The organism is Martinezella miluonensis (genome assembly GCF_900094545.1).
Lineage (GTDB): Bacteria > Pseudomonadota > Alphaproteobacteria > Rhizobiales > Rhizobiaceae > Rhizobium > Rhizobium miluonense.
Genome location: NZ_FMAH01000001.1, coordinates 340,026 through 355,915, shown reverse-complemented (window position 1 = coordinate 355,915; position 15,890 = coordinate 340,026). Strand labels below are relative to the sequence as shown.

Here is a 15,890-nt window from a genome sequence, read left to right as displayed (position 1 = left end):
CTTAATCAGAGGAAAGCCATATGAGTAAATCCGTTGCCATCGTTACCGGGGCCGCAGGCGATATCGGTCGCGCCATCGCCAAACGCCTGGCCGATGACCACGATGTCATCCTGCTTGTCGATATCGACGAAGCCGCCGCGCAGAAGGCGGCGCAGACGCTAGGCCCCGCAGAGCGTTTCGTCGCGTTCAAGGCGGATATAACACGTGAGATCGACACGGCCGAAATGGCGAAAGCCGCGTCAGGACTGGGCACGCTCAGGACATTGGTCAACAATGCCGGAGCGGCCTGTGCGGTCAGCTTGCACGACACGACGCCGGAGATATGGCGCGCCGACAATGTCCTCAACCTAGAAGCCGCTTTCCTCTGCTTCCGCGCCGTCGAGGACATGCTGAAGGCGTCGAAGGGATCGGTCATCAATATCGCCTCCGTCAACGGCATGGCCGTTTTCGGTCATCCCGCTTACAGCGCCGCCAAGGCCGGGCTCCTGCATTTCACCCGGTTGGTGGCAGTGGAGTACGGCAAGTTCGGCATCCGCTCGAATGCCGTTGCACCGGGCACCGTGCGCACCCAGGCCTGGGAGGTGCGTGCCGCCGCAAATCCGAATGTCTTCGAGGAGGCCAAGCGCTGGTATGCGCTGCGTCGTGTCGTCGATCCCGTCGATGTCGCCAATGCGGTGTCGTTTCTCGCAAGTCCGCTCGCCTCGGCCATTACGGGCGTCTGCCTGCCCGTCGATTGCGGCTTGACGGCGGGGCAGGCGGAACTCGCCCACACCTTCACACAGTCCGATCATTATTGATGCTCGTTGCCAAAGGGGAATTTAGATGCAGCCGGCCTCCTATCATCTCGAAAACACCTGGTCTCCGGAGGGAGGAAAGCATGGTCGCTTGACCCTGACGCTTTTCAATTTCTCGGATGCGCCTCTTTCGAATTTCCGCCTCGCCTACACGACGCTGACGCGCTTTATCGATCCGAAGATCTGTGAGAATGCCGTCTTCGTGCGCCGCAACGCCAATTTTCATGAGTTCGCGCCGCCGGCTGGCCTGTCCATAGCTCCCGGAGAGAGCTGGACATTCACGGTTTCCAGCCTCCACCGCGTCGCAAAGCATTGCACCGATGGCGCCAAATCAGCCTATATCACGCTTGAAGACGGTAGCCATATCACGGTGTTTACGTCGGATCTTCTGCTCGAAGGCCGCACCAGCGAGCCGCCGCCGGTGCTGCTGCCGGAAGGCAGGCTGGAGCTTCCCTTCGCCATTCAGCCTTGGCCTGCATCCATCGATGTCAAGCCGGGCGAAGGCTTCCTCGTCGCGCTCTATCCGGCGAAGGGAACCGATGCGGCAAGCGTGAAGGCGCTTGCCACGGCACAGGCGCTCTTCCGCCGGCTGTTTCCTTCCAACCACATTCCTTTCAGCCTCATTGCCGCGCCGCAGGGCAGGGTGCTGCGCTTCGTCGAACGGCCGGCGCTTGCCGCAGAGGCCTATGAGCTCACCTTCTCGGCTGACGAAATTGTGCTGGCCTTCTCGGCCGCTTCAGGCCGCCTCTATGGCCTGACGACGCTTGCGCAGCTTCTGGACGGCGCTCGTCGCGAACCCGGCAAGTTCCGCTTCCCGGTTTCAGGATCCATCTCCGATCATCCGCGTTACGGCTGGCGCGGTTGCCATCTCGATGTTTCCAGGCAATTCACGCCCAAGGCCGACGTGCTGCGCCTGCTCGACATTCTCGCCTGGCTGAAGCTCAACATCTTCCATTGGCACCTGACGGATGATGAGGCGTGGCGGCTGGAGATCCGTGCCTATCCGCAGCTGACGTCAACCGGCGTTCTGCGCGGGCCGGACGAGCCTTTGCTGCCGCAGCTCGGCAATGGTGCCGAACCCGTCGGCGGCTTCTACTCGCAGGATGACGTCCGCGAGATCGTCGCTCATGCTTCCGCACTCGGCATCGAGGTCGTGCCGGAGATCGATATCCCCGGCCACAGCACTGCGACCCTCGTCGCCCTGCCTGACCTGACGGACGGGCAGGAAGCGCCTGATAGCTATCATTCCGTCCAGGGCTATCCGAACAATGCTCTGAACCCGGCCATCGAACCGACCTACGAATTTCTCGCCAAGGTCTTCGACGAAATGGTCGAGCTCTTTCCCTCGCAATATCTCCATATCGGCGGTGACGAGGTCGCCAACGGTTCCTGGCTCGCTTCGCCGCTGGCGCGCCAGCTCATGGAGAAGGAAGGCATATCGGGCACCTTCGCCCTGCAATCCTACTTCTTGAAACGGATCAAGGCGATGCTCAACGAGCGTGGCCGCAAGCTTGCCGGCTGGAACGAAGTCGCCCATGGCGGCGGCGTCGATCCGGAGAGCACCTTGCTGATGGCCTGGGAAAAGCCGGAAGTCGGCATCGAGCTGGCGCGCGAAGGCTACGAGGTCGTCATGACGCCGGGCCAGGCCTATTATCTCGACATGGTACAGGCCGATGCCTGGCAGGAGCTGGGCGCGAGCTGGGCCGGCACCGTGCCGCCCGCTCATACCTATGCCTATGAGGCGGAAGGCGATTTCCCGGAAGAGCTGAAGCATCTGATGAAGGGCGTGCAGGCCTGCATCTGGCAGGAGAACTTCACCTCGCGTGACTATTTCAACCGCCTGGTCTTCCCGCGCCTGCCGGCCATTGCCGAGGCTGCCTGGACACCGAGGGCACAGAAGGACTGGTTGCGCTTTGCCGCGATTGTCCGGCTGAGCCCGAAGCTGTAGCTCTGGCCGCAATCACGCGACGTCCGGCAGCGGCATAGCTGATAGGGCGCCGCCGCGCTGTTATATTCTGGATTGCCTGCAGGCCGCCGAGAGAAGTCTTGGCGGCCTTTTCATATCCGCGATGAGAGACGGGAAAGCGACGCGGCGATGCCAAGCGCCAGCCGCCCTGATTGCATCGGAAAAAATCCCGATGGAGCGTCTTCGCCCCAGGAACATCCACCCTTGCGCGACGTTATCGAAGCGTCGTCCGAGGCAAGGAGTGAGTCTCAACGGATTATCATGTGACCATGGCCGCGTGCGCCGGCACCGGTTCATTTTTGATCGCAGCGCTGATGGCGCTCCATGGGTGAGGGAGGTTCAACATGGACAATAGTGATTGGAGAAGCCCCGTCATAGTCGAGCTTGGTGGGATCAGCCGTTTTGCGATCATTACCAACGCGCTCGATGCGGCAAACTGCATGAGCGAGAAATGGCCCGCTGAAGGTGGACCGGTGGCGGACGCGGCCGTCCTGGTGTGCCTGGATGCCGTCCTCGGCAAAGTCTCTGCCGAAGAGTCGAGGGAGGCTTTTCTTGAAGCGGCGCGTGAGGCCGGGCTCTACGTCAAGCCGGATGCGGAGAGCATCCACTAGACCTGCCTGACATCAGGGACTGAATGAACGTCCTAGGCCGCGGGAGGCAACGAGATCGGTTAGATCAACCAGAAAATCACGCCGAAGACCACGATGAACGCGAGGATGGAACCCATCATCCTCGCCAGCCCCTGGTTGACGTTGCCGTCGCCAACAATCAGATCGTACCAGTCGCTCTTGTGGTGCATCGAAAATCCCTCAAGGTTTCCCCTATTAGGTCGCGGTTTTCTCCACAGTCAACGATTTAAAGATGATCCAAAATCTGAGTTCTCGCTATGACGTGTGCGCAGACCCGCGACCTCCATGAGGTGGCGCGCTACCTCATCGGGCGCCGAGAGATGGCCGCCATGGAGGAGGATTCTGCAGGCCGCTGCAGGGTATCCGCTAAAGGTATCGCCAAGTGGAAATTTTTGCTGTCTTCGCCCATTTCAAGACAAGTCCCATCATACACATCCGGTGAACCGAATGTGTTCCAAAGGAACTCGTTAGTCTTGAAATAATTGAGAAATCTACGTTTCTCAAAAATGGAATGGTGCCCAGAAGAGGACTCGAACCTCCACACCCTTTCGGGTACCAGCACCTGAAGCTGGCGCGTCTACCAATTCCGCCATCTGGGCGACGGACACGCATGTAAGGGGGTGGCCGTCCGGTGTCAACAGGGTTTTTGAAGTTTTCGTGTCAATCGTGAAAAAAGCGGTTGAAGCCCGGGTTAGACCTGGGCCGCAGCCCATGCCCTGATCAGGCCAAGTCCCTGTTCCAGCAAGGCCTTTGCCTCGCTTTCGCTTCCTGCTTCCACGTAGCAGCGCATTTCCGGCGCATTGCCGGAGGGACGGAAATGGATGATTCGGTTATCCACAAGCGTGACCCGCAGCCCATCTATGTCGCTCTTCGATGCCACACCGGCGATAGGGGCCAGAAAGTCCGCAAGATTGGCGTCGGAGGCGCGCAGATGAGCCATCAGCGCTGTGCTTGTTTCGACCGGGAAGTTCTCCAGGCGGTCGGCGGTGGCAAACGGCAGGCGATAGCTGCCGGCAACGGTCGAAAGCGGCTTGCCAGCCCTCGCGGCGGCGTAGAGCGTTGCCAGAACCGGCAGGAAGCTGTCGCGCGTCGGCAGCGGATCGAAGGGTTTGCCCGCGACGGTGAAGCGGCTGGCCGTCAGCGTGCCGCCATTGGCCTCGAAGCCCATGACATTGGTCTTGCCCGCGGCCACGGCCTCGTCCATTCCGGCGATCACGTAGGGCGAGCCGACGCGAGTGCGGGTAACGCTATAGGAGCCAGCTGCCTCGATACCGGAATTAGAGGTGACGGGCGTCACCACCACGTCGGCGCCGAGGAAGTTTGCGGCGATGAGGCCGAGCAGATCGCCGCGCAGTGGCTCGCCGGTTTCATCCGCCACCAGCGGCCGGTCGCCATCGCCGTCGGCCGAAACGATCGCGTCCAGCCCGTGCTTCGGCGCCCAGCCTTTCATGAGGCGGATCGTCTCGGGAGAGACTGCTTCGGTATCGACCGGAATGAAGTTCTCGGAGCGGCCAAGCGGCACGACACGGGCGCCGTAATGAGTAAGCACCTGGCCGAAGAGATCGCGCGCCACGGTGCTGTGCTGATAGACGCCGATGGTGAGGCCGGCGAGGCTGCCGGCGGGCAGCAGTCCCTTGTTGCGTTCCAGGAACAGCGCCTCGGTCACAGCCGTGCGATTTTCGGCGTGGTCAGGCGTTTCGTCGAGAAGAGTATCGACCATCGCATTTGCTTCGGCGCTGATCGCCAGTTCGTCCTGCTTGTCGATCTCTCCATCCGGCCGGTAGAACTTGATACCGTTGCGGTCGGCGGGAATATGCGAGCCGGTGATCATCAGCGAGGCCGCTTTCTGCTGCAGCCCGTAGAGCGCCAGCGCCGGCGTCGGCAATGTGCCACAGTCGATCGGCGTCAGGCCCGCCCGCCTCAGCGCGCCGATGCAGGTGGCCGAGATGGCCGGGCTCGATTCGCGGAAATCGCGGCCGACAAGGACGAGATCGCCGGGTCCAGCGTGGCCGCTTTTCAGCAGATGGTGGGCGAACGCCGTCGCATAGAGAGCGGATGCCCGCCCGGTGAGGTCGACCGACAGGCCACGGAGGCCGCTAGTACCGAATTTCAAGCTGCTCACAGGCAATCTCCCCGAAATGATTGCGCTGTTATGGCGCAAGCGCTGGGCGGGATCAACTCGTCGTGGGTCGCTGCTTTCACACTGGTTTTGCCACTATATGACCCCAAATAAGGATGGAGGCGCCGCAGCGGCAACATCGGTTCACGACGTACGGCACATTGGAGTTTGTCATGGCTGTTTTTCACAGGATCGCGCTTGGATGTGCTCTTGGGTTTGCCCTGCTGGGGCAAGCGGGTCTTGCCGTCGCGGCTTCGGATCCTCCGAGGATCGTCATTTCGCCGCCCAGTACCAATTCTGTCATCTGCGATTCTCGCGGCTGTTTCGGTTTCGGCGAGCGGCAATTCTACACCCGGCCCGGCCAACCGCTTCCCATCACGCCGCCCTACAATGGAGGCGTGAACAACTACGACAATCCGCGCATTGTGATCCAGCCGCGCGAAACCTACACGCCGCCGCGGGAGGTCTATCCTTCGCCGGCCCAGCAGCGCTCGCGGCATGAGATGTGGTGTGCCGAGCGCTACCGGACGTATAATGCGGGCACCAATCTCTATTCGACGATCAATCACGGCTTCAAGGAGTGCCACTCGCCTTTCGACTGACGGCCGTGGCGAGTGGAAGGACTGGCTCAGCTTTCCGGCGATGCGCGATCGGTGTGCCCGAGATCGCGCTCCGGGTCGATGATATCTCGTACCCGCTGCTTTAGTTCCCTCGGTCCAGGGAAGCCGCCGTCGCGCTTGCGCTCCCACAGCAGCTCGCCGTCGATGTGGATTTCGAAGACGCCGCCGGTTCCGGGTATCAGCGCCACTTCGCCGAGACTGTCGGTAAAGGTCAGCAGCAGCTCCTGCGCCATCCAGCCGGAGCGCAACAGCCAGTTGCATTGAGTGCAGTAGAGAATGGTGATCCGGGGCTTGTCGCTCATTGCATGATCCTCGTTGTTTGCTGACATTTATGCTCAAGTTTACTCACCTGCAAGCCGGAGCAATTGCCGGAAAAGTGCTGAGCGGTTTTCCGTCCGGAATTAGGTAAAGCGAACCGCTCTGACCCCTTGCCTGTCGTCTCTCCACATGCTCATCTCCGATTGGACTGTCGGTTGGGGATTATCGGAATGCGCGTCGCCATCATCGAGAATATGAAGAACACACCGCTCGGCGCTCTCGGCATCGCGCTCGAAGAGGCTGGGGCGCAGATCGAATGGTTCCGCCCCTGGAGCGGTGAAGCGCTGCCCAAGGACACGAAGTCCTACGATGCGCTTGTCGTGCTCGGTGGCGAGCAAAACGCGCGCGATGATGACACCCACCCTTATCTGCCAGAGCTGGCGCGGCTCATGCGCCGTTTCGAGAGCGAGGACAAGGCCGTGCTCGGCATCTGCCTCGGCAGCCAGATCCTGGCGCGCGCCTACGAAGGGGAGAACCTCCTTGGCGCCGCCCACGAATTCGGCTGGAAGTCGATCGGCCTGACTGACGAAGGCAGGGCGGATCCTTTGCTGGCCGATGTCGGCGACGAATTCACCATCTTCCAATGGCATTCCGATACGTTTTCCTTGCCGCCGGGCGCTACCCGCCTCGCGGCCAACGGCGTGACGCGGAACCAGGCCTTTCGCATCGGTCGCGCCACCTATGGCACGCAGTTCCATTTTGAGGCCAATGCCGCCGTGGTCGACCGCTGGCGCGGCGAGTTCAAGGAAACGATCGAGCGCAAGGAGCCGGGCTGGCTGGAGAAATATCCCGAGCTCGTGACCCGGCACGCAGCCGCGGCGGAAACGGCCGGCCTTGCCATCGCACGGGCCTGGGTAAAGACAATAAGGACACAGGCGGAGCTTCCTCAGGCGGCAGAGGCTTGAGAAACGCATAAGCTTCTAAACAGGCAAAAGCTGGCGGAGCTTGATGGCGAGATGCTGCGCGTCGCTGGTCTTGGAACATGAGAGGAGATGAGATTATGGGCACGCTGGAATTACCCTGCGAAGGCAGCTGTCGCTGCGGGCAAGTGCGGCTGAAGATCACCGCCAAGCCGTTGCTGACCATGGCTTGCCACTGCACCGGCTGCCAGCGCATGACGAGCGGCCCCTATTCGCTGAGCGTCGCAATTCCCTCGGAGGGTTTCGAGGTAACGGAAGGCGAGCCCGTCATCGGCGGCCTGCATGGGGACGCCATCCATCACTATTTCTGCCCGCATTGCATGAGCTGGCTCTTCACGCGGCTGGAGGGTGTCGACTGGTTCGTCAATGTCCGCGCCACCATGCTCGACGACGTCAGCTGGTTCACGCCCTTCATGGAGACCTGGACGAGCGAAAAGCTGCCATGGGTCACGATACCCGCCAAGCACAGCTATACCGCGCTGCCGGCCATGGACGAATATGAGGGGTTGATTAAGGAGTATATGGCCGGGAATTAAGGTCAGAAGCCCTGGAAAAGAAAGTCGGTCGCGGCGGTAATCCGATCGCCGTGCGCACTGAGATCGGTGATCAATTCCCCGATTTCGATGAGTGGGATTGCCGCCATCAACTGGGTTGCCATAATGTATAGCTTGCCGTTGATCGTAAATTGAGGATTGAGTCTTGCCATTGGCTTCGACACATCCTCTGCGAGAAGCAGCGGCGCCATCATCCGTGTGCTGAGTCTCTCCAACAAGTCGGACTGAAGATCCAGTGCGAGAACTTGGCTCTGCTTAAGACCATAGACATGGAACCTTGCCATTAGAACTGCCGATATTTTCCAAACGGCAAGCCATGTTTTTCAACATAGGCATTGGCTTGTTCGATGGCTTCAGTATTTTCCAGAAGCCATAGGCGCTCGCGTTCAGCCTTGATGGCGCGCGCTATGCCATCTTCGGCGGCACGCGAGATATTGATTTTCAACTCGCGTGCGTCTGAAACGAGCCTCTCGTCGAGAGACAAGTTTGCGGCTTTTCTTGTCGTTTGAGTCATGAGGTGTTTCTCAAATTATGCGCAAACTATATGCGCATAATTCGTTATTGAGAAGAGTCTCACTCATCCCCCATCTTCAGCGCTGCAATAAACGCTTCCTGCGGGATTTCGACCTTGCCGAACTGCCGCATGCGCTTCTTGCCCTCCTTCTGCTTGTCGAGCAGCTTGCGCTTGCGGGTGGCGTCGCCGCCGTAGCACTTGGCGGTCACATCCTTGCGCAGCGCCTTCACCGTCTCGCGGGCGATGATGCGCCCGCCGATCGCGGCCTGGATCGGGATCTGGAACATGTGCTGCGGGATCAGGTCCTTCAGCTTCTCGCACATCACGCGGCCGCGCTTTTCGGCGGCCGAGCGGTGCACCAGCATGGAGAGCGCATCGACCGGCTCGGCATTGACGAGGATCGACATCTTGACGAGATCGCTCTCGCGATAGTCGGTCAGGCTGTAGTCGAAGGAGGCATAGCCCTTGGAGATCGACTTCAGGCGGTCGTAGAAGTCGAAGACGACTTCGTTGAGCGGCAGGTCGTAGGTGATCATGGCACGGTTGCCGACATAGGTCAGCTCGGTCTGGATGCCGCGGCGGTCCTGGCAGAGCTTCAGGATCGAGCCGAGATAATCGTCCGGGGTCAGGATCGTCGCCTTGATCCACGGCTCGCGGAATTCGGAAATCTTGACGACGTCGGGCATGTCGGCCGGGTTGTGCAGCTCGATCTCGGTACCGTCGGTCATGGTCAGCTGATAGACGACGGAGGGAGCCGTCGCGATCAGGTCGAGATTGAATTCGCGCTCCAGGCGCTCCTGGATGATTTCCAGGTGCAGCAGGCCGAGGAAGCCGCAGCGGAAGCCGAAGCCGAGGGCGGCCGAGGATTCCATTTCGAAGGAGAAGCTGGCGTCGTTGAGGCGCAGCTTGCCCATGGCCGAGCGCAGATCCTCGAATTCGGCGGCATCGACCGGGAAGAGGCCGCAGAACACCACAGGCTGGGCAGGCTTGAAGCCCGGCAGGGCTGAGGCGGTCGGGCGCTTGTCCTCGGTGATGGTATCGCCGACGCGGGTGTCGGCCACTTCCTTGATCGAGGCGGTGATGAAGCCGATCTCACCGGGGCCGAGGCTCTCGACTGTCAGCATCTTCGGCGTGAGCACACCGACGCGCTCGACCTGGTATTTTACGTCAGTGCCCATCATGCGGATGGTCTGACCCTTGGTCATGACGCCGTCGATGACGCGCACGAGAACCATGACGCCGAGATAGGTGTCGTACCAGCTGTCGACCAGCAGCGCCTTCAATGGCGCCTTTTCGCCGCCGGGGCTCTTCGGCGCCGGCAGCTTGTGGACGATAGCCTCGAGAACGTCGGGGATGCCAAGACCGGTTTTGGCGGAGATCAGCACGGCCTCGGAGGCATCGATGCCGATGACTTCCTCGATCTGGGCCTTGATGCGGTCCGGTTCGGCCGCAGGCAGGTCGATCTTGTTCAGAACGGTGACGAGCTCGTGATTGTTGTCGATCGCCTGATAGACGTTGGCGAGCGTCTGCGCTTCCACGCCCTGAGACGCATCGACCACCAGCAACGATCCTTCACAGGCCGACAGCGAGCGCGAGACTTCATAGGCGAAGTCGACGTGGCCGGGCGTGTCGATCAGGTTGAGGATATAGGTCTCGCCATTGTTGGCCTTGTAGTGCAGGCGCACCGTCTGGGCCTTGATGGTGATGCCGCGCTCGCGCTCGATCTCCATATTGTCCAACACCTGCTCCGACATCTCGCGTTCGGCAAGACCGCCCGTCGTCTGGATAAGACGATCGGCCAGTGTCGATTTGCCGTGGTCGATATGGGCCACGATCGAGAAGTTGCGGATATGCGAAAGCGGAGTGGTCGAATTGGTGCTCATGCGCGCCATATAGCAGCGCCGCCCCGCGCCGCAAAGCGGAAAAGCGGGGTTTTGGCGGCTATCTTCACGTTACGTTAGCCTTTTCCGGCCCAACGGCGATGAACATCGAATGGCTCTTGATTCCGTTATAAGAACATGTATTTCTCTTATAGTAGAATTTTGAGACGCGAGACATAGACAATGACAGATGACGATCTGGAACTGGCGATCGGCGCACGTATCAAAGAGCTGCGGATCGCCCGCGGCCTGACGCTGGATGAACTCGCCAATGCCTCGGCCGTCAGCCGCGCCATGATCTCGCGCATCGAGCGGGCGGAGGCGAGCCCGACGGCCTCGCTGCTGTCGCGGCTCTGCGCGGCGCTCGGCCTTTCGCTATCGGCTTTCTTTGTAGAGGAGGATGAGGAGGTGTCGCCGCTTGCCCGCCGCGATCAGCAGGCGATCTGGCGCGACCCGGGAACCGGCTATGTCAGACGCGCCGTCTCGCCGCCGGGAACGGGCTCGAAGGTCGACGTTGTCGAGGTCATCTTCCCCGCCGGCGCGCGTGTGATCTTCCCGCCGAATACGGCAAGTCTCGGCATGACCCAGCATGTCTGGCTGTTCGAGGGCGAGATGGAGGTAACGCACCGCGACGTCGCCTATCGCCTCTTGCCTGGCGATTGTCTCTTCATGGGCGTCGGCGACGGCCACGCCTTCCATAATCCGGGCGAGGTGTCGGCGCGCTACAGCGTCATCCTCGATCGCGGCCGTTCATAACAATCCCAAGGACCTTTTCATGCCGGACATTCGTATTCTCTCCGCTGCCGACGCTCGCGAGATGCTTTCCGATCTTTGCGACGTGCTTGCCGATTGCGTCAATGGCGGCGCATCCGTCGGCTTCATGCAGCCTTACGGACCGGCCGATGCCGTGCCTTATTGGCAAGGCGTTGCAGACAGCGTCGAATGCGGCGCGACGCTGCTTCTCGTTACGGTGATCGGGGGCAGGGTCGTCGGAACGGTGCAGATCGGCGCAGCGCAGATGCCGAATCAGCCCCATCGCGGCGATCTGAAGAAGCTGCTGGTGCACAGGTCCGCACGGGGCAAGGGTCTGGCCCGTCTTTTGATGGAGGCGGCGGAGCGCGAAGCTGCCCGCATCGGCAAGACCTTGCTGGTGCTGGATACGGCGACCGGCAGCGATGCGGAGGCGATCTATCCGCGCCTCGGCTGGCAACGCGTCGGTGTGGTGCCCGATTATGCCATGTGGCCTGAGGGCGGTCTTTGCGACACGACGTTGTTCTATAAGCGCATCGTGGCCTGAAACGGACGGCTCAGGCTGAGAAGGCAGCAATGGCGTCCCGCAATGTCGAGCCTGCTGTCCATTGCATCGCCTTCCAGCCGAATTGCCGTGCAGCCGCGATATTCGCCTCAACGTCATCGATGAAGCCGATCTCGCTCGTGGCCAGCCCCACGCGTTCGGTCGCAAGCCGGAAGAATTCGGCTGCGGGCTTCTGATGGCCGAGGGCGGCGGAATAGAAAATGTCGTCGAAACGAGAGGAAAGCCCGAGCGTCTCCGTCAGATAGGTGGCTCGCATATGCTCCTGGTTGGTCGCAAGGAACATCTTCGTTCCCTGAGCACGCAGCGCGGCGAGGTCTTCGAGCAGGCCGTGGTCGAGGCGGGAGTCGTTTTCGAACCAGTAGTCGATCAGCGTTTTCGCATGAAGCTGTGGCGCAATCCTGCCAAGAACCTCCGTAAGCCTTGGTTCGAGCGCGTCGCGACCGGTAACGATATCCAGCCAATGGGGCTTGAAGAACGTTTCCTGAAGCACATTCAGCTTCAGCCCGAGATCACGCTCCAGATAGGTGAAAAGCGGCAGCCCGTCGCTCGGCCGGCCATGGATCAGGACGCCGTCGACATCGACCATCAGGATTTTCATGGCAGGTGCCCCCAATTCCTCAAATGCAGGCGGAAGGTGTCGTCGTTCGCAATGGCTTGCAAGACCGCATCCCGCTCTTTTTTCTCCTGCGCGATGCATGTAAGCCTTTGCATAAGCAAGATAACGAAGTCTGCAAGGGAGGAGACGACGATGCGGGTCATTTACTCGGAAGATCACAAGCTCAGGGATGCCAAGACCGAGCTGCATGATGGCCAGCTCGTCACGCCTTTCGAAGCGCCATTCCGCGCCAAATGGATCCTCGCCGCCGTCAAGGAGGCCGGTTTTACTGATGTCGTTGCGCCTGAAGCCTATGGGCTGGAGACGGCGCGCAAGGTGCATGATCCGGCCTACCTCGATTTTCTGGGCGTGGTCTGGGAGCGCTGGGTCGCCGCTGGCTACAAGGGCGAGGCTATCTCCAATTCCTTTCCGGTGCGGCGCACCAGCCAGCGCGTGCCGGAGAATATTGTCGGCATGATCGGCCATTATGCCAATGCCGCCGATACCTCGATCACCAAGGGATCTTATGAGGCGGCGCTTGCTTCCATGCGCTGCGCCCTGACCGGCGCCGATTGGCTCCACGCCGGCAATCGCTTCGCCTTCGCGCTCTGCCGCCCGCCCGGCCATCATGCCGGCTTCGATCTCTTCGGCGGCTATTGCTTCATCAACAATGCCGGCGTTGCGGCGCAGCGGCTGCGCGACCATGGCGCGGCCAAGGTTGCCGTACTCGATGTCGATTTCCATCACGGCAACGGCACGCAGGACATATTCTATAGACGGGGCGATGTCTTCACCGCCTCGCTGCATGGCGATCCGATCCATGCCTTTCCCTATTTCCTCGGCCATGCCGACGAGGAAGGCGAGGGCGATGGCCTGGGTGCCAACCGCAATTACCCCATGCCGCGCGGCACGCCATGGGATGTATGGGCGGCGGCGCTGGACGATGCGCTGACCCGCATCAAGGCGTTCGGCGCACAGGCGATCGTGCTCTCGCTCGGCGTCGATACGTTCGAGCGCGATCCGATCTCCTTCTTCACATTGACCTCGCAGGATTTCATCCGCATGGGCGAGCGCATCGCGGCCGCAGGCCTGCCCGTCCTCGTCTGTATGGAGGGCGGCTATGGTGTGCCCGAGATCGGCCTCAACGTCGCCAATGTGCTGAGAGGTCTCGAAGCTTGAGCAGCTCTTGCATCAAAGCACCTTATCGCAGGATGAAAAGTTTGAATTTGTCACCGTAAGGCCAGGCCTCTAAAACCCTCGCCCAATAGGAGAGGTCATGGATCAGAAGCTTATCGAGAGTGGCACGGATGGCGGCGCGGTGCTGATGCCGCATCCGGATGTTGCACCATCGACCAGTGGCATTGCCGCCGGCGTGCTCATGTGCGTCATGTCGATGTCCTGCATCCAGTTCGGCTCGGCCTTGTCGGCTCCGATCATCAACGCCTATGGACCGGCTGGCGCGACATGGCTGCGACTCGTCTTCGCCTCAGTCGCCCTTGCGATCATCGTCCGTCCGAAGATCATGAGCTACAGCCGCTCGCAATGGATCGGCGTGCTGGCGCTCGGCTCCATATCGGCGCTGATGACGACCTCCTTCTTTTCGGCGATTGCGCGCATTCCCTTGGGTCTTGCCGTCGCCATCGAATTTCTCGGGCCTCTGCTGGTCGCGACCCTCGGCTTCGGATTGAGTCGCCAACTTCTCTGGCCTGCCTTCGCCGCGATCGGCGTTCTGCTGTTGGCCTATGACGGCGAGGCGTGGGTCGGCAATCTGCCGGGTATCCTCTTTGCCATCGGTGCCGGGGCGGGCTGGGCCTGCTACATCCTGCTGACGAAGAAGGTCGGCAACGCCTTCCAGGGTCTCGAAGGCCTTTCCATGTCGCTGCTGGTCGCGGCGGTGGTTTCGACCCCCTTCGGCTTCGCTTCCGCCGTCCCGCATCTGACGGGTTTCGGCCTTCTCGAAATAGCCGGCCTGGCGCTGCTCGTGCCGCTCCTTCCCTATGTGCTGGAAATGGTGGCGCTGCGGCGCATGCCGACCTCATCCTTCGGCATTCTCATGAGCCTGGAGCCCGCCATCGGCGCCTTTGCCGGCTTCGTCATCCTGTCGCAGCCGATGACGCCATCGCAGATGTTCGGCACGGCGCTCGTCGTTTCCGCCAGCATCGGGGCCACGATTTTCGCGACGAAAGGCTGAGTCTAGACGCATCGCGTTCTTCCTCGTTCTGACGTGGCAAACGCCGTGGCAGCTGCCACTCGCCCATTGCTGGCATTGGCATAGCCGCATCACCCTATGTAGATTGCAGGATCGGCAGAGAGAGGACGATCGAGTGTCAGACACCTTTGATCGGATGATGACTGGCTAGTGAGGCCAAATGGTGTAGGAGCGCGGGTTTGCCAAGGGTGCTTTCGCCCCTGCCAGAAACAAGCCTCGTATGCACCGTATGGCAAGCCAGGCCAACGGCACGTAGCCTGCAAAGGTGATGAAACCCATCCAAGTCCTAAGGCTCGCTACCTCGGCGACATTTCTTGCCGGAGTTAAACGTAGCGCCACTGCGCCGATAATGAACAAAGCAAGTTCTATCGCCAGATAGGCTGCCGCACTTCGATACTGCATTTCATAATGGGACCTTTCCCAGTCGTCGCCGTCGTAACGCCTCTTCTTGGCAAAGAAAATAGCGACTATCTGGATAGGAAAGAAGAATAAGCCGAACAATATGATGGCGTAATTCGACGGGACGCCGCCCGTTTTCCTGACCACTGCTTCAGTCATATGCGGGGAGCCTTTTTGGTTTTCAGTGGAGCAATGCAGTTCGGCGACAACTTCGAGAGTGGATATTGATATCCAATTTCGGTGAGTTTGTCCTCGCCAAGAGCTGACTGCTTTGAAGTGGCTCGTTCCATGATGTCCAGCTTTCCACGCGCCCTCCAATGATGCAAGGCTGGGGTGAATGCCTCGCCATTGTTGGTGGCATCTGCTGCCGAACTCCGCATGTCCGCGCGATATGCGTTAGACCGTCTTCCTCGCGGGGTCATCCAATGCCGGATTATAGAAGAGCGAGAGCGTCAGGCTTTTGGCGATGCGTTCGGCCGTGGCCATAAACCAGGCCTTCGCCTGCTCGGAAGGTGCGATATCGGAGAGCGTCTGCGAGAAAAGCGTCAGCCATTCCGGAAAGAGGTCGGCCGCCATGCCTTCGACGCCGAGATGCGCCTGCACGGGTTTGCCGCCATAGGCGCCGTTTTTGAAGGCGACTGATGACCAGAAGCGCTTCATCTTTTCCATATGGTCGGGCCAGCGCCCGGTGAGGCGTTCGTCAAACACCGGGCCGAGCCGGGGATGCGCCTGTACGCGCCCATAGAAAGTGTCGACCAGCCGATCGATGAAGGCGGCATCGATGCCCATGCTCGCCATTTCCGCTTCGGCTTTCTCGCGAATGCCGGCGAGATGCGCCGCGCGGGCCTGTAGTTCATGTTCCATAGTGTTCTCCGGGCGCTCGGGCGAGAGATCGCTGCGGCCAGCTTCCGTTTCCCGATATCTAAGCAATTTGCCGGTATAGCCAAGACGTCATGGAGGTGTTGCGGCAATCTGTCAAAAGCCCCTTTCAATTTGCGGACGTCTTTCCCGACGGCCGCGAATTATCCAGCGCGATTTCTCCTTGTGATAGCGCTTCC

Annotated in this window: 19 protein-coding genes and 1 tRNA gene; 10 read left to right on the top strand and 10 right to left on the bottom strand. The window is 60.6% G+C overall.

All coding sequences use genetic code 11. The features are described 5' to 3' along the window. Positions 1-20 precede the first annotated feature (20 nt). From GA0061102_RS01790 to GA0061102_RS01780, 3 genes are all read left to right on the top strand, one after another. Complete coding sequence (locus tag GA0061102_RS01790; RefSeq protein WP_092843440.1) at positions 21-797, top strand: SDR family oxidoreductase; 777 nt, start codon at positions 21-23, stop codon at positions 795-797. A 25-nt stretch (positions 798-822) separates the two neighbouring features. After that, positions 823-2,742, top strand: coding sequence for a beta-N-acetylhexosaminidase (locus GA0061102_RS01785; RefSeq protein ID WP_092843438.1), 1,920 nt, complete (start codon positions 823-825; stop codon positions 2,740-2,742). A gap of 362 nt (positions 2,743-3,104) precedes the next feature. Then, positions 3,105-3,371 (top strand): DUF982 domain-containing protein, encoded by a 267-nt coding sequence (locus GA0061102_RS01780; protein WP_092843436.1) that lies wholly within the window; start codon positions 3,105-3,107, stop codon positions 3,369-3,371. Positions 3,372-3,430: 59 nt separating this feature from the next. On the opposite strand, the gene GA0061102_RS33825 is transcribed toward GA0061102_RS01780, so the two are convergent. The 3 genes from GA0061102_RS33825 to GA0061102_RS01770 all read right to left on the bottom strand — a co-directional run bounded on the left by GA0061102_RS33825 (position 3,431) and on the right by GA0061102_RS01770 (position 5,511). Continuing rightward, a complete protein-coding gene (locus GA0061102_RS33825; protein WP_280949786.1) occupies positions 3,431-3,559 on the bottom strand; it encodes a hypothetical protein in 129 nt (42 codons plus the stop codon). A gap of 342 nt (positions 3,560-3,901) precedes the next feature. Then, positions 3,902-3,988, bottom strand: a tRNA-Leu gene (locus GA0061102_RS01775). Positions 3,989-4,080: 92 nt separating this feature from the next. Beyond that, the gene (locus GA0061102_RS01770) at positions 4,081-5,511 is read right to left on the bottom strand and encodes a phosphomannomutase (RefSeq protein WP_092843434.1); all 1,431 of its coding nucleotides are present in this window, start codon (positions 5,509-5,511) and stop codon (positions 4,081-4,083) included. 170 nt (positions 5,512-5,681) lie between these two features. On the opposite strand from GA0061102_RS01770, the gene GA0061102_RS01765 reads away from it, so the two are divergent. Continuing rightward, positions 5,682-6,110 carry a BA14K family protein gene (locus GA0061102_RS01765; protein ID WP_092843432.1) on the top strand — a complete coding sequence of 143 codons (429 nt, stop codon included), beginning with the start codon at positions 5,682-5,684 and terminating at the stop codon, positions 6,108-6,110. A 26-nt stretch (positions 6,111-6,136) separates the two neighbouring features. On the opposite strand, the gene GA0061102_RS01760 is transcribed toward GA0061102_RS01765, so the two are convergent. Next, entirely contained in the window at positions 6,137-6,430 is a 294-nt protein-coding gene (locus GA0061102_RS01760; RefSeq protein ID WP_092843692.1) for an Rdx family protein, read from the bottom strand. 186 nt (positions 6,431-6,616) lie between these two features. On the opposite strand from GA0061102_RS01760, the gene GA0061102_RS01755 reads away from it, so the two are divergent. Further along, complete coding sequence (locus GA0061102_RS01755; RefSeq protein ID WP_092843430.1) at positions 6,617-7,351, top strand: type 1 glutamine amidotransferase; 735 nt, start codon at positions 6,617-6,619, stop codon at positions 7,349-7,351. Positions 7,352-7,446: 95 nt separating this feature from the next. After that, positions 7,447-7,902, top strand: coding sequence for a GFA family protein (locus GA0061102_RS01750; RefSeq protein ID WP_092843428.1), 456 nt, complete (start codon positions 7,447-7,449; stop codon positions 7,900-7,902). 2 nt (positions 7,903-7,904) lie between these two features. On the opposite strand, the gene GA0061102_RS01745 is transcribed toward GA0061102_RS01750, so the two are convergent. From GA0061102_RS01745 to lepA, 3 genes are read right to left on the bottom strand one after another with little or no spacing between them, the layout of a single operon-like run. Continuing rightward, positions 7,905-8,204, bottom strand: coding sequence for a CcdB family protein (locus tag GA0061102_RS01745; RefSeq protein WP_092843426.1), 300 nt, complete (start codon positions 8,202-8,204; stop codon positions 7,905-7,907). Next, complete coding sequence (locus GA0061102_RS01740) at positions 8,204-8,434, bottom strand: type II toxin-antitoxin system CcdA family antitoxin (protein WP_092843425.1); 231 nt, start codon at positions 8,432-8,434, stop codon at positions 8,204-8,206. Before GA0061102_RS01740 ends, GA0061102_RS01745 begins: the two co-directional genes overlap by 1 nt. A 59-nt stretch (positions 8,435-8,493) precedes the next feature. After that, a complete protein-coding gene (gene lepA, locus GA0061102_RS01735; protein WP_092843423.1) occupies positions 8,494-10,326 on the bottom strand; it encodes a translation elongation factor 4 in 1,833 nt (610 codons plus the stop codon). A gap of 171 nt (positions 10,327-10,497) precedes the next feature. On the opposite strand from lepA, the gene GA0061102_RS01730 reads away from it, so the two are divergent. Together GA0061102_RS01730 and GA0061102_RS01725 are read left to right on the top strand one after the other, a co-directional pair. Beyond that, on the top strand, positions 10,498-11,070 hold the full coding sequence (locus GA0061102_RS01730; protein ID WP_092843421.1) for a helix-turn-helix domain-containing protein: 573 nt from the start codon (positions 10,498-10,500) through the stop codon (positions 11,068-11,070). Positions 11,071-11,089: 19 nt separating this feature from the next. Beyond that, entirely contained in the window at positions 11,090-11,611 is a 522-nt protein-coding gene (locus tag GA0061102_RS01725; protein WP_092843419.1) for a GNAT family N-acetyltransferase, read from the top strand. A 10-nt stretch (positions 11,612-11,621) separates the two neighbouring features. On the opposite strand, the gene GA0061102_RS01720 is transcribed toward GA0061102_RS01725, so the two are convergent. After that, a complete protein-coding gene (locus GA0061102_RS01720; RefSeq protein WP_092843417.1) occupies positions 11,622-12,227 on the bottom strand; it encodes an HAD-IA family hydrolase in 606 nt (201 codons plus the stop codon). 150 nt (positions 12,228-12,377) lie between these two features. On the opposite strand from GA0061102_RS01720, the gene GA0061102_RS01715 reads away from it, so the two are divergent. Then, positions 12,378-13,403: a histone deacetylase family protein gene (locus GA0061102_RS01715; RefSeq protein WP_092843415.1), complete on the top strand. Its 1,026-nt coding sequence runs from the start codon at positions 12,378-12,380 to the stop codon at positions 13,401-13,403. 97 nt (positions 13,404-13,500) lie between these two features. Further along, positions 13,501-14,415 carry an EamA family transporter gene (locus tag GA0061102_RS01710; protein ID WP_092843413.1) on the top strand — a complete coding sequence of 305 codons (915 nt, stop codon included), beginning with the start codon at positions 13,501-13,503 and terminating at the stop codon, positions 14,413-14,415. A gap of 165 nt (positions 14,416-14,580) precedes the next feature. Here GA0061102_RS01710 and GA0061102_RS01705 read toward each other — a convergent pair whose 3' ends face one another. Then, positions 14,581-14,991, bottom strand: a complete 411-nt coding sequence (locus GA0061102_RS01705) for a hypothetical protein (protein ID WP_092843411.1) — start codon at positions 14,989-14,991, stop codon at positions 14,581-14,583. A gap of 237 nt (positions 14,992-15,228) precedes the next feature. Beyond that, positions 15,229-15,696, bottom strand: coding sequence for a group III truncated hemoglobin (locus tag GA0061102_RS01700; RefSeq protein WP_092843409.1), 468 nt, complete (start codon positions 15,694-15,696; stop codon positions 15,229-15,231). Between the last annotated feature and the right edge of the window lie 194 nt (positions 15,697-15,890).